General features: G+C 59.0%; 12 protein-coding genes. 4 read left to right on the top strand and 8 right to left on the bottom strand.

Annotated elements, in window-relative coordinates; translation table 11 throughout:
- Positions 1–12: 12 nt before the first annotated feature.
- Positions 13–789: a dihydropteroate synthase gene (folP, locus tag N7578_RS15330; RefSeq protein ID WP_311111149.1), complete on the bottom strand. Its 777-nt coding sequence runs from the start codon at positions 787–789 to the stop codon at positions 13–15.
- A gap of 179 nt (positions 790–968) precedes the next feature.
- On the opposite strand from folP, the gene N7578_RS15325 reads away from it, so the two are divergent.
- The gene (locus N7578_RS15325) at positions 969–1,595 is read left to right on the top strand and encodes a DUF922 domain-containing Zn-dependent protease (RefSeq protein WP_311111148.1); all 627 of its coding nucleotides are present in this window, start codon (positions 969–971) and stop codon (positions 1,593–1,595) included.
- 354 nt (positions 1,596–1,949) lie between these two features.
- On the opposite strand, the gene N7578_RS15320 is transcribed toward N7578_RS15325, so the two are convergent.
- A complete protein-coding gene (locus N7578_RS15320; protein WP_311111147.1) occupies positions 1,950–2,270 on the bottom strand; it encodes a 2Fe-2S iron-sulfur cluster-binding protein in 321 nt (106 codons plus the stop codon).
- A 139-nt stretch (positions 2,271–2,409) separates the two neighbouring features.
- Entirely contained in the window at positions 2,410–2,778 is a 369-nt protein-coding gene (locus N7578_RS15315; RefSeq protein WP_311111146.1) for an Hpt domain-containing protein, read from the bottom strand.
- 482 nt (positions 2,779–3,260) lie between these two features.
- Between N7578_RS15315 and N7578_RS15310 the strand changes: the two genes are divergently transcribed.
- The gene (locus N7578_RS15310; protein WP_311112521.1) at positions 3,261–9,881 is read left to right on the top strand and encodes a hypothetical protein; all 6,621 of its coding nucleotides are present in this window, start codon (positions 3,261–3,263) and stop codon (positions 9,879–9,881) included.
- 108 nt (positions 9,882–9,989) lie between these two features.
- Here N7578_RS15310 and N7578_RS15305 read toward each other — a convergent pair whose 3' ends face one another.
- Positions 9,990–10,904 (bottom strand): PhzF family phenazine biosynthesis protein, encoded by a 915-nt coding sequence (locus N7578_RS15305; protein ID WP_311111145.1) that lies wholly within the window; start codon positions 10,902–10,904, stop codon positions 9,990–9,992.
- A 330-nt stretch (positions 10,905–11,234) separates the two neighbouring features.
- Between N7578_RS15305 and N7578_RS15300 the strand changes: the two genes are divergently transcribed.
- Both N7578_RS15300 and N7578_RS15295 read left to right on the top strand, forming a co-directional pair.
- On the top strand, positions 11,235–12,008 hold the full coding sequence (locus N7578_RS15300; RefSeq protein ID WP_311111144.1) for an NAD kinase: 774 nt from the start codon (positions 11,235–11,237) through the stop codon (positions 12,006–12,008).
- An 11-nt stretch (positions 12,009–12,019) separates the two neighbouring features.
- Entirely contained in the window at positions 12,020–12,517 is a 498-nt protein-coding gene (locus tag N7578_RS15295) for a hypothetical protein (protein ID WP_311111143.1), read from the top strand.
- 5 nt (positions 12,518–12,522) lie between these two features.
- Here N7578_RS15295 and N7578_RS15290 read toward each other — a convergent pair whose 3' ends face one another.
- From N7578_RS15290 to N7578_RS15275, 4 genes are all read right to left on the bottom strand, one after another.
- A complete protein-coding gene (locus tag N7578_RS15290; protein WP_311111142.1) occupies positions 12,523–12,993 on the bottom strand; it encodes a cysteine hydrolase family protein in 471 nt (156 codons plus the stop codon).
- Between the two features lie 81 nt (positions 12,994–13,074).
- A protein-coding gene (prfB, locus tag N7578_RS15285) for a peptide chain release factor 2 (RefSeq protein ID WP_311111141.1) occupies positions 13,075–14,206 on the bottom strand; the annotation gives its coding sequence in 2 pieces (ribosomal slippage) (positions 13,075–14,136 and positions 14,138–14,206; 1,131 coding nt in all).
- A 97-nt stretch (positions 14,207–14,303) separates the two neighbouring features.
- Positions 14,304–16,763, bottom strand: coding sequence for a penicillin-binding protein 1A (locus tag N7578_RS15280; protein ID WP_311111140.1), 2,460 nt, complete (start codon positions 16,761–16,763; stop codon positions 14,304–14,306).
- A 304-nt stretch (positions 16,764–17,067) separates the two neighbouring features.
- Positions 17,068–18,327, bottom strand: a complete 1,260-nt coding sequence (locus tag N7578_RS15275) for an N-acetylmuramoyl-L-alanine amidase (protein WP_311111139.1) — start codon at positions 18,325–18,327, stop codon at positions 17,068–17,070.
- Positions 18,328–18,585: the final 258 nt, after the last annotated feature.

Raw genomic sequence — 18,585 nt, 5'->3', positions numbered from 1 at the left:
TCAGCCTTCCCTTCAGGCATTCGATACGCGGGCGAACACCGCATCGGCAATCGCCAGCGTGTCGCGTGTCATGGCAACATTGTGAACGCGGAAGACAGAGGCTCCCGCCATGCGGAGAATCGCCGTCGTCGCTGCGGTCCCGATATCGCGATCGGACGCGATCTCCCTGCCCGTCAACGACCCGACGAAACGCTTTCGGGACGTTCCAGCCAGAATCGGCAGACCGAACGCATCGAGTTCACGAAAACGCGCCATCAGCTCGACGTTTTCATCCGTATCCTTGGCAAAGCCAAAACCGGGATCAAGCACGATGTTGTCCCGGGCTATGCCAGCTTTTGAGGCGATATCGAGCGAGACGTTCAGGAATTCGAACTGATCCTCTATGACATCGTCACGTTTTTGCCGCTCACGACCGGTGTGCATGATGCAGACGCCAGCACCCGCCGTCGCGACGACACCCGCCATGTCCACATCCTTCTGAAGGCCGAAGACATCGTTGACGATGTGGGCTCCAGCCTCGATTGCCAGCTTTGCCGTCGAGGCGCGGTAGGTGTCAACGGAGATCAGAACGTCGCTCTCGCGCGCCAGTCTTTCGATTACCGGCAATACGCGGTCCTGCTCCTCGACCTCTGTGACATCCGCTGCACCGGGACGCGTCGATTCCCCGCCGATATCGATGATATCCGCGCCTTCTTCCACACATTTGATGGCGTGGGAAAACGCCTGATCGGCGGCGAGATAGCGGCCGCCATCGGAAAATGAGTCGGGTGTGGCATTGACGATGGCCATAATACGGCCACGTCCATCAAGTTTCAGGGAGCGGCCATGGGCCGCTTGCCACACATTGCTGCTGGCTGTTATCACGTAACACGAGCCTTTCAGGAATAACGGAGTGTTATGCAAAGCCTTATAAGTTCCGCTCCGCCTATGCAGCAAACGTTTTTCGAATTCAACCGGAAGGCCGGGTAATGACACGACCAAACCGCGCCTTTTGTGCCATTCTCGCTGGCGCACTGGCCCTTTCCCTGCCCGGGACAGCGTTTCCGGAAACAATTCTCCGCAAGAGCTATTCCTACTTTTCGATCGGAGGAAAAACGGCGGCGGATCTGGACAAGGAGCTTTCCAGCCACGGCCCGCTCACGAAAGCGACAGGCGCGCGTCATCCCGGTGCGACGGAAATCAAGTTTGGCGGCGATGTGACCTATGTCGAACGAAACGGACTTTGCAGCGTCGGTACGGCCAAGGTGTTGCTGAACACGCGCATCCTGCTGCCGCAATGGAAAAACCGGCGCCGGACCACGGCGGAGCTTGGCTTCATCTGGGACACGCTGCTTGCCGATATCAAACGGCATGAGGAACGGCACGCCGAAATCGCCCGAACCTATGCACGCTCGCTCGAAAGACAGCTGAAGGCGATGCGGCCGCAGTCATCCTGCGACAAGCTGCAGGAAATGGCCGGAAAGATCACCCAGACCGTCATGGAAGAGCATGACAAGGACCAGTACCGTTTCGATGTGGTGGAATCGAAGAACTTCGATGCGCGCATGACGCGGCTACTGAAGCACCGCCTGGAGCAAGGCAAGGACCGCCGATAGGGCGGTTTCATTGCCAAACGCCATATCGCCAGAGGAAAATCAGGGGTTTGACGTGTTGTTTTTGCGAGTTGGCAAAACGGCACGTGACGTTACGTCATACCCGATTTTACCGATAACTTCTCGCCATGGCGCGCCGGAAGAGACTCATTGTAGCCTTTCCTAACAAACAAAGAGTTCAGGAAGAAGCTGAACAAAACCATCGGTATAAGACGTACGAAAGCGGTTCTCCCGGTGCGCACCTGAGGGCTCGCAGGTGTTTCCTCCCTCGCCTGCATGCTGCGTACCCACCTCGCCCCGCTCTCCTCCCAATAAGGCGAGCGGGGTTCTTTGTGTGTACGGAAGAATTATCGGATATCAGCCTTGGCGCTCAGGCACATGAACGATGAGGCCATCCAACTCGTCGTTCATCTTGATCTGACAGGAAAGACGCGACGTCGGACGTACATCGAACGCGAAATCGAGCATGTCCTCTTCCATCGGCTCGGGACCGCCGACCTTCTCCGTCCACGCGTCGTCCACATAGACATGACAGGTCGCACAGGCACAGGCGCCGCCACATTCCGCATCGATACCGGGAATGGAGTTGCGTACCGCGTTCTCCATGACGGTGGAACCGTTGCTCACATCAAGTTCATGGGACGTGCCGTCAAAGGCGACGATGGTCAGTTTGGTCATGTCGGAAATCCAGGTGGTGTTCTTTAAATGAGGTGGCTTCTAAGAATTGATCTAAACACATAGAAAGGCCGACCCCGCTTGGCAACCCGCAGATGCGGCACCAAGCCGGACCGGCCCGACAAAATCGGCCAATCTTCGCTTAGCGGCAGAGCTTGAGAACGAAATTTTCCGCTTCGACGATGGCGGCGACAAGCTTCGCCATGGCCGCGCCATCTCCCGCCTGATCCTCAACGACGGCGGCCGCGGACGAGACGGTGAATGCACCAACGGCATTGGCCGCCCCCTTCAGTCGATGCGCGATCGCCTTGACTGCGAGGGGGTCGGCACCATTCAGTTCATGCAAAGCAGCACGGGCGCTGCGGCTGAAGAGTTGAAGAACTTCGATCTCAAGTTCCTTGTCACCCATCGTCTGACGGGAAAGATGAACGAAATCGATGGGCTTTATCGTGGCGGGCGCTGCACCGCCGGAATTGTCCGGAGCTTCGAAAGCAATACTGACCGCTGCCATGTCTGAATTCCTTGTTTGTTTCGCCGTTTCTTGTTTTGCGTCACATCTGTGCCGGATTTACGCATGTATGGCGGCGCTATCGGCTTAAATTACGGCGTTCGCCCGGTGAAAATCTTTCGCTATGGTTAATTTATGTTAAACTTATACGAAACAAGGCATTCCGCGCGGAACCTAGGTTTAAAAACTGTTAAAAAGCCGACACTTCGCCCTCCCTGCTAATCCGCATTAATTGTTTCGAAGACGCAAATGTGTCACTACGGTACTGCCGTTCCAACCAGGCTTTCGCTCAAGCTTTGTTATTACGGCACAGTGATGTAATTTTGCCCGAAAGCTGGATCACCAGCTTCCGGGAATTTGTAATGAGCGGAATCACTCCCCTTATCGAGGGGGCAGTTCTGCTGGCAGATGGCGGAAATTCGTTTGCGGGCGGCAAACGGGTGAACGGCATGAAGCCGGGCGTATGTGTAACGAGGCGTAACCGCATGGCGAACAACAAGATTAGCGACTCTGTCGACGAGACTGCATTTCAGGCGTTGGAAGACGCCTTGCAACTCGGCGCCTTCGAGGACACGCCGGAGCAGCGAAAATCTACAACGCCGAAACAGCCGGAGGCCAGATTGAAGGAAGCCAGCAGACAGCAGCGTCCTGCACCCGAACCGGCGCGCGCTGCGGCCGAACAGGCGCCCAAATCCCCCAATCTGGAAGCGGCCAATGACGGCTCAAAACGCAGCCCGGCGATGATCCTGAAGTCGCTGGAAGGCGGATCGATCGGCGGGGCGCTGCGCAATGCGGCCATCATGTCGGTCATCTGGGCCATCGGCGGCCTCGGTGTCGCGCACCTGTTTTACGGCGACAGTCTGTGGAACATCAGTTCGCTTGCCGACCTTGCGGCTATTCCCGGTCTGATGGCGATCATTGTCGGCATCATCATTCCCGTCATGCTGTTCTTCGCCTTCGCCATCATGATGGCGCGCGCCAGGGATCTGCGCAACGCTGCCCGTTCCATGGCGGAAGTCGCACTTCGCCTTGCAGAACCGGAAACCGTTGCATCCGACCGCATCATGTCGGTGGGTCAGGCCGTTCGCCGCGAAGTTTCGGCCATGAACGACGGGATTGAACGCACGATCGCCCGTGCCACGGAACTCGAAACCCTCGTCCATTCAGAAGTCAATGCACTCGAGCGCAGCTACGCGGACAACGAATTGCGCGTTCGTAGCCTCGTACAGGAACTGACCGCAGAACGCGACGCGATCGTCAATCATGCGGAACGCATCCGCTCGTCCATCATCGGCGCACAGGATCAGATCAAGGAAGAACTGTCCATCGTCAGCGAAGAGCTGTCGATGCGCATTGCCACCACAGGCGAGGCTTTCGCTTCCATGATCGACACGCGCTCGGCAGCCCTGCTTGAGAAATCGCGGGCTTCGACCGAAGCCATGGGCAGCCTGATTGCCGCCAAGACGGAGAATCTGCTTCAGGCCCTCAGTTCTTCCGGCTCGGCGCTCTCCAACGAATTCGACATGCGCCTGCACAACCTCGCCTCCACGCTGGACGAGCGTGGCGAAGTGCTGCTGGAACGTTTTGCAATCCACGCCTCGACGCTGGACAGCGGTACGGAAAGCCTCAATAACGCACTCGAGGAGCGTACGCGCCAGCTTAACGATACGCTTTCGAACCGCACACTCGAACTCAATCGTAACATCGAGCGTGGTCAACAGATCATCGACGGTTCGCTGGATACGGTTCTCGACAAGCTCGGGGCGACGCTGGAAGAAAAGGGTCTTTCGTTCCGCCAGAACCTGCAGAGCACGGCAGACGACGCGATCATGGATCTAGATCTGCGTTCCGGCTTGTTCGAAGAGCGCCTGCAGGCAACCGTTGGCCTTGTCAACTCCGCGTTCGACGAGCGCGTTGCCGAATTTGCAAGCGCCTTTGACCAGCGTGCCGGCAGCCTCGACAGCAAGCTGATGGAGAGCCTCGCTCGTATCAACGAAACCGTTGCAGGCGGCTCTGAAGCCTTCGAAACCATGCTGAACGGCAACATCGAACGCCTTGGTGCAAAGATGACCGATCAGTCTCTGGCACTGGCGACAGCACTCGGAACCGGCCAGGAAATGCTGGAAAGCGCGCTCGATGAGCGCACCCGCGCCTTCAGCGACGCTCTTGGTCAACGTACAGCCGAAATCACCGGCGCATTCGCCGATACTCATGAAAAGATCGACAGCGTGCTTGCCGAACGCAGCAATGCCTTGTTCGGCGCGCTTTCTGCCAGCCAGAACCGCTTCGATGAGGCGCTTGCCAGCCGTTCGCAGGCCATCACCAGCTCTGTATCCGGTACGGCTGAACACCTCGCAGCACTGCTCGATGAACGGGCTGCAGCCATCAACAACGTGGTCGCTGACGTCGAGCGTCGCCTGGCTGAAACGCTGGAAACCCGCGCGGCCGCCATTACCGGCGCTGTCACCGGCATCGAAGACCGCATTGCCGATACACTGGAAAGCCGCACGGCAGCCCTCAACGAGGTCGTGTCAGGCGCTGAAAGCCGCATCGCGGATACGCTGGACGGTCGCACGGCTGCCCTCTCCAGCGCGATTTCCGGTGTCGAGGAACGCATCGCCGATACGATGGACAGCCGCACGCTGTCTCTCGACATGACCTTCGCCAATGTCGAGGAAAGACTGTCCGAGACGCTCGACCACCGCACCACCGCCCTGGCTGGCATCGTTGCTGGCGCTGAGGAGAAGATTGCGGACGCGCTCGATGGCCGCACCGCGGCTCTCAGCACCGTCGTTTCCGGTGCAGAAGAACGCATCGCAGATGTGCTTGACAGCCGCACCATGGCAATCGACATGGCTTTCTCGGGTGTCGAAGAAAAGATCACCGAAGCGCTCGACAGCCGCACGGCGTCGCTCCAGACCATCGTGAACGGTGCGGAAGAGCGTATTACGGATGTGCTCGACAGCCGCACAATGGCGCTCGACATGACCTTCTCGGGTGTCGAAGAAAAGATCGCAGACGTTATAGAAGGCCGCACAGCTGCCCTCAACGATGTCGTCGCCGGTGTCGAAGACCGTATTGCCTCCGCACTCGATAGCCGAACGGCGGCTCTCAGCGGCATTGTGTCGAATGCAGAGGAACGCATTGCGGACGCGCTCGACAGCCGCACAATGGCGCTCGACATGACATTCTCGGGTGTCGAAGGAAAGATCGCGGACGTCATCGAAGGCCGCACGGCTGCCCTCAACGATGTCGTCGCCGGTGTCGAAGACCGTATTGCCGCTGCACTCGATAGCCGCACAGCGGCCCTCAGCGGCATCGTGTCGAATGCAGAGGAACGCATCGCGGACGTGCTCGACAGCCGCTCCATGGCTCTCGACATGACCTTCTCGGGTGTCGAAGAAAAGATCGCAGACGTCATCGAAGGCCGCACGGCGGCCCTCAACGATGTCGTCGCCGGTGTCGAAGACCGTATCGCCTCTGCACTGGATAGCCGCACAGCGGCCCTCAGCGGCATCGTATCGAATGCAGAGGAACGCATTACAGACGCGCTCGATAGCCGTACGATGGCGCTGGACATGGCCATTTCGGGGGCCGAAGAGCGGATTTCCGAAACCCTCGACGCCAAGTCCGCCTCCCTGTCACTGGCAGCGGCCGGTGTTGGCCAGCGCCTTGAAGCAACGGCTTTCACGCTTGAAAACGCGCTTGCTGGCGGTCACGATCGACTTGAAACAATGCTGGGTTCGCAGGCGGAGCGCATTGCAGGCACGCTGGAACGCAACAGCAGCCTTATCGAAGAAAGCGTTGCAGGTGCAGCTCATCGCATCGAGACAGCGGTCGAAGGCGGCAGCAGCCTCTTCTCGCAGACAGTCGATAACGGCGTTGCACTTCTGGAAACACGCCTCTCGCAGTCGCAGGCGGATATCGCCACCACTCTCGACCAGCGTCACGCCGATATCGCTGCGACGCTGAAGTCCGCATCGACGCAGATGAGCGATCTGCTCTCCGAACAGGCAATGATGATCGGCACGACGGTTGCCTCCAGCACGAGCATGCTCGAACTTTCGCTGGAAACGCAGCAGGAAAACCTGCAGAAAACCATCGACGGAAGTGCTGCGACACTTGAAGAGCGCCTGCGCAACGGTGCTGGCGCGATTGCTGGCAAGATCAGCGACGCGGCCCGCGAAATCAGCGGCGCGACAGACCAGCTTTCGACACGGATCGAGACATCTCTCGGCAACGTCACCAACCGTCTCGACGAAACCAGCACGCGCATCGAAGTCAGCCTCGACTCGTTGCAGCAGCGCGTCCAAGGCGACCTGGGCAATGTCAACACGGCCATCGATGACGCAAGCCGTCGCTTCGCTGAAACGCTTGACGACAAGACCGCCGCCTTCGCTCGCAGCAGTGAAGATGCAGCACAGCGCATCACCGGTATTCTCGATGAACAGACGGCACGCGTCGCCGACACGTTCGAAAGCCGTACCGGTCGTCTCGCGGAAACCTTCGACAGCGGTTCGAGCAAGATCGATGAGCGTCTCGGCACGATGGACCGCGCACTGACGATCGGCCTCGAAAACGTCAATCGCACCATCGAAGGCAAGGCTACCGATCTGGCGCTCAGCCTGCGCGGCGCCGTCATCTCGGCCACGGAAAGCCTCGGCGAAGAAGCAACGCGCTCGTCCACCCTCCTCGCAAAGACCGGCTCGGAATTTGCCGAACTTGTTCAGGCGCAGAACGAAGCCTTCACGAAAGCCATCGAGGATCGCTCCGGCGAAATCGTCAATCGCATCTCGGATGCCCAGACGCGTCTTTCGGGTCAGGCAGCTGCTGTCGCCCAGACATTCTCGGAAGCCGGTAACATCATCGTCAGCAAGGTTGCGGAAGCAGAAGCCGTGGTGCGTTCGCAGGTCGGCGTGATTTCCGAAACGTTGACCGGCGTGGAATCGGCGCTCGATGCGCGGGGCGAATCCATCCGCTCGGCACTCGACAACCGCACCCGCGAACTCAACTCGATGCTGGCAAGCCGTTCGGCAGAACTGTCTCGCCTGATCGAAGAGAAAGCCAAGCCGGTCGTCGACGAATATGCCACCATCGGACGCGAAGCTGCCGAAAAGATCGTTTCGGCAGCTCAGCAGAGCGCCGATCTGCTCTCGCAGAGCAACAGCGGAATGGTCGGCATGGTCGAACAGGCCATCAGTGACTACGCAAATGCCGGTAACGAAGCCGCCAGCAAGCTCGTCGCAGCGACACGTCAGAGCACAGACATGCTGTCCGAAACCCACACCGCCATGGCTGACGCCGTGGAACAGGGTATCGAGAAGTACAGTCGCGTGGGCAGCGATGCCGCCAACAAGCTGGTTGCCGCCACCCGCCAGAGCACAGACATGCTCTCTCAGACGCATAACGGAATGGCGGAGATTGTCGAGCAGTCGGCAGCGAAGTTCAACTCCGCCGTCGAGCGTGCAGCTCAGGAATTCAGCGCAGCAGATCAGACGCTGAATTCGACTGCGACGCATTTCTCGGAAGCAGCGTCCCAGGCCGCCGACATGGTTTCCAGCTCCAGCCGTCTTCTGGAAGGAAAGATCGACCGCCTGTCGAACATTTCCGGTCAGACTCTGGCGCAGGTTGCCGGTATCGTCGGACGTTTCGAGGAACACTCCAAGGTTCTGAGCCAGGCTTCCGAACTGCTCAACGCAGCCCAGTCGAGCCTCGTCGGCACGCTGGAAGAACGTCAGGATGCCCTGCGCAGCCTTTCCGTCGGCCTGCTCAAGCGCTCCGAGGAAATCGAAAACTCCATGCGGGGTGTCATCACCGCCGTGGAAGACACGCTCACTGCCGCCGAAGAACGGTCGCAGAACGTCGCGGGCAACCTGCGTGACAATCTGCAGTCCTCCTTCGCGGATATCGGTCGCTCGCTGGACGAAACCGAACAGCGTGCGCGCACGGCTGCCCAGACCATGCGGGGCGCCCTGCTCTCCGCCGGTCAGGACGCCACGCGCTCCATCGAGAGCACGCTGGCCGATGCGCAGAAATACTCCGACGAGCTGGTCAATCGCCTGCGTGGCGGTGTGGAATCGTCACTTACGGAAGTCGATACCCTGCTGGGCAGTGCCTCCGAGAAGTCGAACGCCGCAGCGGCCAACATGCGTGAGACGCTGCGTCAGGCCGTGGAAGAAGCCGTTGCCCGCTTCGCCGGAGCAACGGACGAAATCCGTCGCTCCAGCCATGATATCCGCCGTGAACTGGACTCGACCCGCGCTGAACTGAAGCGTGGCGCCTTCGATCTTCCGGAAGAAGCCAAGGAGAGCGCTGCAGCAATGCGTCGCGCCGTCTCCGAGCAGATCAAGGCGCTGCAGGATATTTCGCAGCTCGTCGGTCGATCGACGCAGCAGATGGAAGTGTCCGAGCCCGTGGCCCGCGCCATCGCGGCGACGCAGCCGGTCGAACGTCGCGTCGAAGTGCGCCAGCAGCCGGCCGCACCTGCGCCTGCTCCGGTCGCTCCGGCACCTGCTCCGGTTCAGCAGCGCGTCTCACCGCAGCCAGCCGCACAGGCCCCCGGCCAGCGTGGCGGCCTGCCGATCGAAAACCGTCAGGCGGTCCGTTCCGCACCTGCAGAGCGCAGTCAGGAAGGCGGCGGCTGGATCAGCGATCTGCTGCGTGGGGCATCGCGTGACGGCCAGGAGGCCGCGCCTGTCGCTTCCGCGCCGCGTACTGCGGCCGAACAGCCGACACGCGCTGCCGACACCCGCAACCCGCGTCACATGGTCGAATCGCTGAACTCGCTTTCCGTCGATATCGCCCGCGCCATCGATCACGATGCCTCGGTCGAACTGTGGCGCCGTTACCAGCGCGGCGAGCGCGATGTGTTTACGCGTCGTCTCTACACGCTGAAGGGCCAGCAGACGTTTGACGAGATCAAGCGCAAGTACGACCGCGAGCAGGAATTCCGCACGGCTGTCGATCGTTACATCGCAGACTTCGAGAAGCTTCTTGCCGACGTGGCACGCACGGATCGCGACCGGACCGTCACGCAGTCCTATCTCACCTCGGATACCGGCAAGGTCTACACGATGCTCGCGCATGCGGCAGGTCGGTTCAACTGATCCTACGCAATACTGAACAAACAAAAACCCCGGTCGTCTGACCGGGGTTTTCTTTTTCGATTGCGAAAAAAGCTGAATGGCAGGCTGTCTCGCCTTGGCCTGTCGGTGTCAGACCTCGAAAATGCCCGATGCTACGCGCACTGCATTGCCGCCGATGCGGGCACGGGAAATCTCGCCATCCTTGATATCCATGCGTAGATGAATGTGCGAGGGACGGCCCATCTCCACGCCCTGCTCTACCAGCAACGGGTATTGCCCATCGGAAAGGCCATCAAAATAATGGATCGCGCCGGACATGGCAGCGACGGCCGAACCGGTCGCCGGGTCTTCGGGAATGCCCATTTCGGGAGAGAACATACGGGCATGGAACTTCGCGGCATGATTGACGCCGCCACGACAATAAATGAATGCCGCCGCAAGGCGCCCTTCCACCAGAGGCGCGGTTCTGAGCCATAGACCCGCATCGAACTCCATCTCCTGAACGGCTGCAAGATTGTGCAGCGGCACCATCAGGAAGGCGACACCGGCCGTCCACACCGAGGGAACGTGATTTTCGAAACCGATATGGGCTTCGCTGACACCGAGCGCATCGGCCAGTTTCGAGTGGTCGAGCGGCAGATCCACACGCGCTGACTTTCGCGGCAGGTCGAATTCGGCAAAACTGGCCGCACCCTCACGGATTTTAACCGCGCAGCGGACCGGCCCGACCTTCTCTTCCAGCACGCTGACCATATCGAGATCGCCGCCTGCCGTATGCTGACGCTCCGCGATCGCCACAGCCGCGCCGACCGTCGGATGCCCGGCGAATGGAAGCTCGCCAAATGGCGTGAATATGCGCAGCGAAGCGGAATGCGCCGGATTGGAGGACGGGTTGACGAACACCGTCTCCGACAGGTTCATTTCCCTTGCAATGGCCTGCATTGTTGCATCGTCCAGACCTTCTCCACCATACATGACCGCAAGCTGATTGCCCGCCATCCTCGTATCGGTAAAGACATCGTAGATTGAGTAATTGAGAGCCACGCCTTGCCTCCTGCCTGACGCCGACCACGTCGGCGCGTATTGCTACCGAGCAACCTGCCCCAGACCACGGCCCATCGCAACCCTTGTCAGACACATGAAAACAAGAAGCTGTGGACCGGATCCGGCCCGGAAGCGACCGCGGAACCGATCTCGGTCCAAAATAGCTTGTCGCGACATAAGCTCTTCATGTACCAAGGAAAATATACTTGCGATAGGTCGGTGTTTTTCACCGGCGATTCGCCTAGAGACCGGAAGATTGCGAGTTGCCTCAACAAGTCACCCACTTTTTCGCGTGTCGCCCCTGTCCCGCGACCTTGCCAAGGAAAGCGAATGTCGCGTTCTAGCTCTTCATTGTCATTCGTCGCAGCAAAAACCGAGGATGCGCAGGCCGCGCTGGAGGAGCTGACGACCCAATACGGCAACATGCCGTTTGAAGAAGCCGAAGTAGTCGTCGCACTTGGCGGCGATGGTTTCATGCTGCAGGTCCTGAACGAAACCATGAACTCCGGCAAACGGGTTTATGGCATGAACCGTGGCTCTGTCGGTTTCCTGATGAACGACTACAAGGTCGAAGGATTGCGCGAACGTATCGACGTTGCAACGGGCAACGACTTTCACCCGCTGCGCATGACGACGACGGATTCCGACGGTGACGAGTTCACCGCCCTTGCCATGAACGAGGTCAGCCTGTTCCGGCAATCCCATCAGGCCGCCAAGCTTCGCGTCGAGGTGGACGGCAAGATGCGTCTGGAAGAACTGATCTGTGACGGCATGATGGTGGCGACACCAGCCGGGTCCACGGCCTATAATTTTTCGGCGCATGGACCGATCCTGCCACTGGAATCGCCGCTTCTGGCGCTCACGCCTGTGAGCGCATTCCGTCCACGCCGCTGGCGCGGTGCGCTTTTACCGAATAAGGTGACGGTCGATATTCACGTTCTTGAACGCGACAAGCGCCCCGTCAATGCCGTTGCAGACCACACGGAAGTCAAATCCGTAACCCATGTCAGGATCGCGCAATCGCAGGACCGGACAGCCCGCATTCTTTCAGACCCGGACCGCTCATGGTCGGATCGGATTCTTGCAGAGCAATTCACCAACTGACGAAGACCGTGATGCACCCGAAAAGACCGCTCCTTGTCGCACTGCTTCTTGTCGCCAGCACGATCTGCGTGCCAGCGCAAACGCCGGACATCAACGCGCTGCCTGTTTCCACGATCTTCGTGACCAGCAGCGGACGATGGGAAGAGCCGAACCTGCCAGAAACAAACGGCACGGTGGGACAGCGGACGATTCCCGAAGCACCGGCACGTGGATATTACAAGGTCATCGCGCTTCGGCAGGGCGATGGAACGGCCCGGATCTACCTGCAACGCATAGCGCTTACCGCAAACGGTCCGAGCCTTCTAGAGACTGTGGAACTGGAAGAATTCGGCCAGATGCAGGCCTACGTCACGGATATTCGCCCGGAAAGTTCCAATGGCGCGCCCAGCGCCCCAGGCCTCTTCGTCACAGTGCACCTGAAGACGGACCGCATGGCGAAGGAAGCGGAAAGCTGGACGATCCTCATCGACGAGCTGGGTGAGATGAAGATCGAACGCGCTTCGAACTGATACCTCTATTCGAGCAATTCGTGCGGCCCGGACAGCACGGCGCCGAAATGGTGTTTCCAAAGCTTCGCTCCAAGCTCACCGCTGCGGTCGAGGCTTGAGCCAACCGTCAGCCACGGCAACAAGGTCGGCGTGAGGCCGGCATCAAACAGTGCGAAGCCGGCAGCGAGCACGCATGTGTCGGCCTGAATGCCGCAAACCAACACACGTTCCACATTCAGCGAACGAAGATAGTCGATCGCCTCTTTGGGCGGGGCGTAGCCGTATTTGATGAAAATCCGGTCTGCTGGCACGAGGCTGTCGTCATCCCTGCCTGGCTTCCAGCCGAGCTGCCGTTCGAACGGCGTGATGCTTTCGTCATGGCGTTCGACGCTTGCCGCGCTCGGAATGGTCTGCGCGAGCCGGGTGATCTCTCTCACAAGCAATGGCGGTGGATTGAAGCTCGCCTGAACATCCACGATGTAAAGCGCCTGTCTCAAAACATACATCCTTCAAACAAAAAGCCCCTCGCAGCCGATCCGCGAGGGGCGATTTTCATCATTGCGGCAATCCGGCCATCATCAATCGATGTCGGCCACATCCACACCCGCGCCACCGCTGATGCGATGGGCAAGGGCTGCCTCCATGAACTCGTTCAGATCGCCGTCCAGAACGTTGCCAGGCGCTGTGCTTTCAACACCGGTGCGCAGATCCTTGACCAACTGGTACGGCTGCAGAACGTACGAGCGGATCTGATGGCCCCAGCCGATATCGGTTTTCGATGCAGCCTGCGCATTGGCGGCATCTTCCCGCTTCTGAAGCTCGACCTCGTAGAGACGCGAACGCAGCATTTCCCACGCCTTGGCGCGGTTCTTGTGCTGGGAGCGCTCCTGCTGGCAGGCGACCGCAATACCCGTCGGAATGTGGGTGATGCGAACCGCCGAGTCGGTCGTATTGACGTGCTGACCGCCCGCACCGGACGAACGGTAGGTATCGATGCGGCAGTCGCTTTCGTTGATGTCGATCTGGATCGAATCGTCCACCACCGGGTAAACCCAGATGGAGGAGAAAGAAGTGTGACGGCGCGCGTTGCTGTCATAGGGCGAGATACGAACCAGACGATGCACGCCCGATTCCGTCTTCAGCCAGCCGAAGGCATTGTGGCCCTTGACGAGGATCGTAGCAGACTTGATGCCCGCTTCTTCGCCATCATGAACTTCGAGTACCTCGACCTTGAAGCCCTCGCGCTCAGCCCAGCGGGTATACATGCGAAGCAGGATGTTGGCCCAATCCTGACTTTCTGTACCGCCTGCACCGGAATGCACTTCGAGGTAGGTATCGTTGCCATCGGCTTCGCCCGACAGCATGGCTTCCACCTGACGCCGGTTTGCCTCACTCTTGAGTGCCTTCAGCGCGTCTTCGGCATCCTTGACGATCTCGTTGTCGCCTTCCATCTCGCCGAGTTCGATCAGCTCAATGTTGTCTTTCAACTGCTGCTCGAGCGCCTTAACGCCGCTGATGCTGTCATCAAGCTGCTGGCGCTCGCGCATCAGCTTCTGTGCTTCTGCGGCATCATTCCAGAGGGTCGGATCCTCTGCCTTGTTATTCAACCAGTCCAGTCGTCTTATCGCCTGGTCCCAGTCAAAGATGCCTCCTCAGCAGGCTTATGGCCTGCTTGATTTCGTCGACTACGTTCACAATTTCATTGCGCATTTCGCTGGTTCTTCACCTTGTTTGAAACTGGCTGCTCAATAAATGCGAGGGGCGCGGATGTAAAGACCGCGCCCCTAGCGAACTCACATACGACGGATCAATAAAGACCGCCGCCACCGCCGGTTATGGCCTGCTGGGCCTGAGGCGATGTTTTCAGGATATCTTCCTGGGACATGTAACCGTCCATATCGCCGATCACGGAGAAGCTGTCTGCCGGGCCTGTGCCAGGCTTGAAGGCTTCCATGATCGTGTCCGGTTCGCCCTCCATAGCGGCCATGCCCGTCTTGCGGTTGACGGCGACGAACTTCATGCCCTCCGGAACGATGAACTGGCTCGGTTCGGTGTGTTTAGCAACGTCGCCAAGGAACTCGCCGAAGATCGGCGCCGACAACGAACCGCCCGTGCCACCGCGACCGAGGGGGGCCGGAGAATCGAAGCCGATATAAAGGCCCGCAACCATGTCCGGCGTGTAACCGACAAACCAGGCGTCCTTTTCATCGTTCGTCGTGCCGGTCTTGCCTGCAACGGGACGATCATTGACCGGGATCTTTCCAGCAGCCGTACCGCGACGAACCACACCCTCCAGCATGGAAGTGGTCTGGTAGGCAGTCATCGGATCTAGGACCTGCTCGCGATTGTCGACGATGACGGGCTCATCCTGATTTTGCCACGTGGTGGCGTTGCAGCCCTCGCAGGCGCGCTCCTCGTGACGAAAGATCGTCTTGCCGTAACGGTCCTGAATGCGGTCGATAAGCGTAGGCTTGATCTGCTTGCCGCCATTGGCAATTACCGAATAGGCCGAAACCATGCGCATGACGGTCGTTTCACCCGAACCGAGCGACATGGACAGGAGCGGCGGCATCTCGTCGTAGATACCGAAGCGCTCCGCATATTCGGCGACGAGGTTCATGCCCATATCCTGCGCCAAGCGCACGGTCATGAGGTTACGCGACTTTTCGATACCGAGGCGCAAGGTCGAAGGGCCAGCCGAACCGCCGCCGTAGTTCTGCGGCTTCCAGACCTGATTGCCGGAAACGACCTCGATCGGCGCATCGAGAATGACCGATGCGGGCGTATAGCCGTTATCGAGGGCGGCCGCGTAAATGAACGGCTTGAAGGAGGAGCCCGGCTGACGCATTGCCTGCGTTGCCCGGTTGAACTCGGACTGCCCGTAGGAGAATCCGCCCACCATGGCCAGAACACGGCCGGTATGCGGATCCATCACCACCATACCACCCTGAACCTTAGGAGGCTGGCGCAGGCGATATTCGCTGCCCGTTGCGTTCAACGGCTGCGCATAAATCACGTCGCCCGGAGACAATACGCCGACAGGCGATTTGGCCGTCGATCTCTTGCCATTGGCGTCGCGATAGGCCCAGCGCATGTTTTCCGGCGAAATGTGACCACGCATACGCTGGTCGCCGCTTGCGTCCTCGGCGTCCGGGTCGGCCTGAACGCCGATGGTCAATCCATCTGCGCCGACAGCCAGCACCACCGCGACTTTCCACTCGGGAACGTCACGCAGACCCTTCAGCTTACCAAGTGCAGCGCTCCAGTCGCCAGCCGTGTCGATATGATCGATAGGTCCGCGGTATCCGCGGCGCTCGTCATATTCCACTAGGCCGTCCTGAAGCGCCTTGCGCGCTTCCAGCTGGATCTGCGGATCGAATGAGGTGCGAACGGAAAGCCCCCCTTCGAGAAGAGCCTTTTCGCCATATTTTTCAACAATCTGACGACGGACTTCCTCGGCGAAGTAATCGGAGGCGAAAATATGTGCGCCGCCGCGACGGACGTTGACGCCGAGCGGCTGTTTCTTCGCGTCGGCGGCATCAGCAACGGTGATGTAGCCGTTCTCGGCCATGCGGTCGATCACCCAGTCGCGACGCTCGAGAGCCGCTTTTTCGCGACGAAACGGATGGTAATTGGCAGGGCCTTTCGGCAGAGAGGCAAGATAGGCCGTCTCGGCAATCGTCAGTTCCGTCACCGACTTGTTGAAATAGGTGAGCGCGGCACCCGCGATACCGTAGGAGTTCAGACCGAAGAAAATCTCGTTGAGGTAAAGCTCAAGAATCTTGTCCTTGGAGTAGGTCTGCTCGATGCGGAACGAAAGGATGGCTTCCTTGATCTTGCGGTCGAACGTCTGGTCATTCGTCAGAAGGAAGTTCTTGGCAACCTGCTGCGTGATCGTCGACGCGCCGACCGGGCGGCGACCGGAGCCGAGGTTCTGGATATTGACGAGGATCGCACGCCCAAGACCCCAGACGTCAATACCGGGATGGTTGTAGAAATTCTTGTCTTCGGCGGAGAGGAACGCTGCCTTCACACGGTCGGGGATCGCCTGGATCGGCAGGAAAAGCCGCTTTTCATGCGCATATTCCGCCATCAGCGCGCCGTTACCGGCATGCACACGGGTCGTTACCGGCGGCTCATAGGTGCTCAGAACGGCATAGTCCGGCAGGTCCTGCGACACGCCGCGCAAATAAATCGCACCGGCGGCGGCGGCGCACAGAAACAGTACGCAGGCCAAGCCAAAGAAATATCCAATAAGTCTGATCATACCAAGCTACCGATAATTCGAATCGTAACCATCAACGCCCATCGATATCTGAGCGTATCCTTGCATATCGGGTGCCGTTTTGCACACCATACCTTCAATGACAAGCCGAATGCGCCTGCATTCGCCGATATGTTACCACATCATCAGCAAAGGTCGCGCCTCGACAATTGCCGAATCCGACCTTCGAGTAACGCGTCGATTGTGAGTAAAATAGGGCTTCTGCGTGTTTTACCCTGTATGGAGCGAACGGTTTTCCCGATCCATGGCGATGATACAACGCATCACCAAAGACTGGAACAGGGCCTTAACCGCCGTTTGCCAACGCCTTTCCGCGATAACGGCCAACTGCTGTCGCCAACGTATCGGCAACCTTTTTACGCCACTCGGAATCAAGAAGCAGTTTCTCGTCTTCCGGATTGGATAGAAAACCCAGCTCCAGCAGGACGGACGGAACGTCATGGGCGCGCAACACCATGAACCCGGCATAGCGGTGCGGGTTGTTGATAAGACCCACCTGCCCCTCGAAGGACGACACGATATTTTCCGCGAGCGTAACGGAAAAAGCCTGGGTTTCGCGGCGTGTCAAGTCCAGAAGAATATCCGCAACCTCCGGCGGCTCGTTCGAAACGGCCACACCGGCAATCTGGTCGGACTTGTTTTCGCGCTCTGCCAGTTCCTGCGCCATCCGGTCGGAGGCACGGTCGGACAATGTATAGACGGTCGCGCCGCGGATTGCTTTCTGCTTCAACGTATCAGCATGCACAGAGATGAAGAGATTGGCATTGTTCTGCCGCGCAAGCGTCACACGCTCGGAAAGCGCCAGAAACGTATCGGAGTCGCGGGTCAAAAAAGCCTTCACGCCCGGTTCGCGGTTCAACCGTTCGGCAAGTTCCCTGGCGAAGGCGAGCGTAATGACCTTTTCTTCCGTTCCGGTGGTGGCGCCGGAGGCTCCGGCATCGATGCCACCATGCCCGGCATCGACCGCGATCACGAAATCGGCGGAACGCGATGTCTTGTCGTCAGGAGTGATGGAAGCGGTCGAGACGGGTGCCGGGGTCTGCCATTGCTGGGACTTCATCAGCTCGGCAAATTTCGCCTTGGTGGTGATCTCGGTATCCAGAACAAAGCGGTAGGAGTTTCCGCCTTCGCCTGGCTTCGCTTCGGCTACGGCGACCTTGACTGGCTTGCGGGCGGTCAGGACGATACGGGCATTTCCCTCGCCCATGCTGCCGAAGCGTATGTCCGAAAACAGTCCGGTTGCAGCTAGGTCCGATGACGGGAAGGTGAAATTCACGGCCGGGAAGTCGACGACGATGCGCGCCGGCGAGTCGAGATAATGAATATCGAATTCCGGCTCTTCCTCGAAATCGAGAACAATGCGCGTGCGGGCCTCATCACCGATGATACGAGCCTGATGAGCGACCAGCGGTCCGTTGGCCGCCGCGCCGCGAATCCCTGGAATCGACACGACGAAGGACAGCGCGACAACGCACGCAAGACGTGCGATTCGCACACCAAGCGCCCCTCTTTCACCTGAAATGGCTGATCCCCGATGGAAAATCATGGTCTTCTAAAAAAATCCGTATTTCAGTCATTTGCACGAACAACGACGTATTGCTGCCGGTTTGCGGCTATTTCAGCCCCGGCGCATATGCCTTTGCCGCATTTTGCATCAAAATCGCAGGCGTTGATGAACCAATTCTTAACCCGCCAATTCCACCAACAATATGGCATATTTAGCCAGGCTATTGCTATTATGACAGAGAAAACATACAACACGAATGAGGGTTAAAAGTGTTGACGGGATAGATGCCCGCCGGCT

Origin of the sequence: Agrobacterium tumefaciens, assembly GCF_031801495.1 — a bacterium.
GTDB lineage: Bacteria > Pseudomonadota > Alphaproteobacteria > Rhizobiales > Rhizobiaceae > Agrobacterium > Agrobacterium tumefaciens_K.
This window is presented reverse-complemented; position numbering and strand designations above follow the sequence as displayed.

What these genes read in the sequence shown, in the direction of transcription:
- folP (WP_311111149.1), bottom strand. Translation starts at nt 789, where the DNA reads ATGGCCATCGTCAATGCCACACCCGACTCATTTTCCGATGGCGGCCGC.
- N7578_RS15325 (WP_311111148.1), top strand. Translation starts at nt 969, where the DNA reads ATGACACGACCAAACCGCGCCTTTTGTGCCATTCTCGCTGGCGCACTG.
- N7578_RS15320 (WP_311111147.1), bottom strand. Translation starts at nt 2,270, where the DNA reads ATGACCAAACTGACCATCGTCGCCTTTGACGGCACGTCCCATGAACTT.
- N7578_RS15315 (WP_311111146.1), bottom strand. Translation starts at nt 2,778, where the DNA reads ATGGCAGCGGTCAGTATTGCTTTCGAAGCTCCGGACAATTCCGGCGGT.
- N7578_RS15310 (WP_311112521.1), top strand. Translation starts at nt 3,261, where the DNA reads ATGGCGAACAACAAGATTAGCGACTCTGTCGACGAGACTGCATTTCAG.
- N7578_RS15300 (WP_311111144.1), top strand. Translation starts at nt 11,235, where the DNA reads ATGTCGCGTTCTAGCTCTTCATTGTCATTCGTCGCAGCAAAAACCGAG.
- N7578_RS15295 (WP_311111143.1), top strand. Translation starts at nt 12,020, where the DNA reads ATGCACCCGAAAAGACCGCTCCTTGTCGCACTGCTTCTTGTCGCCAGC.
- N7578_RS15280 (WP_311111140.1), bottom strand. Translation starts at nt 16,763, where the DNA reads ATGATCAGACTTATTGGATATTTCTTTGGCTTGGCCTGCGTACTGTTT.
- N7578_RS15275 (WP_311111139.1), bottom strand. Translation starts at nt 18,327, where the DNA reads ATGATTTTCCATCGGGGATCAGCCATTTCAGGTGAAAGAGGGGCGCTT.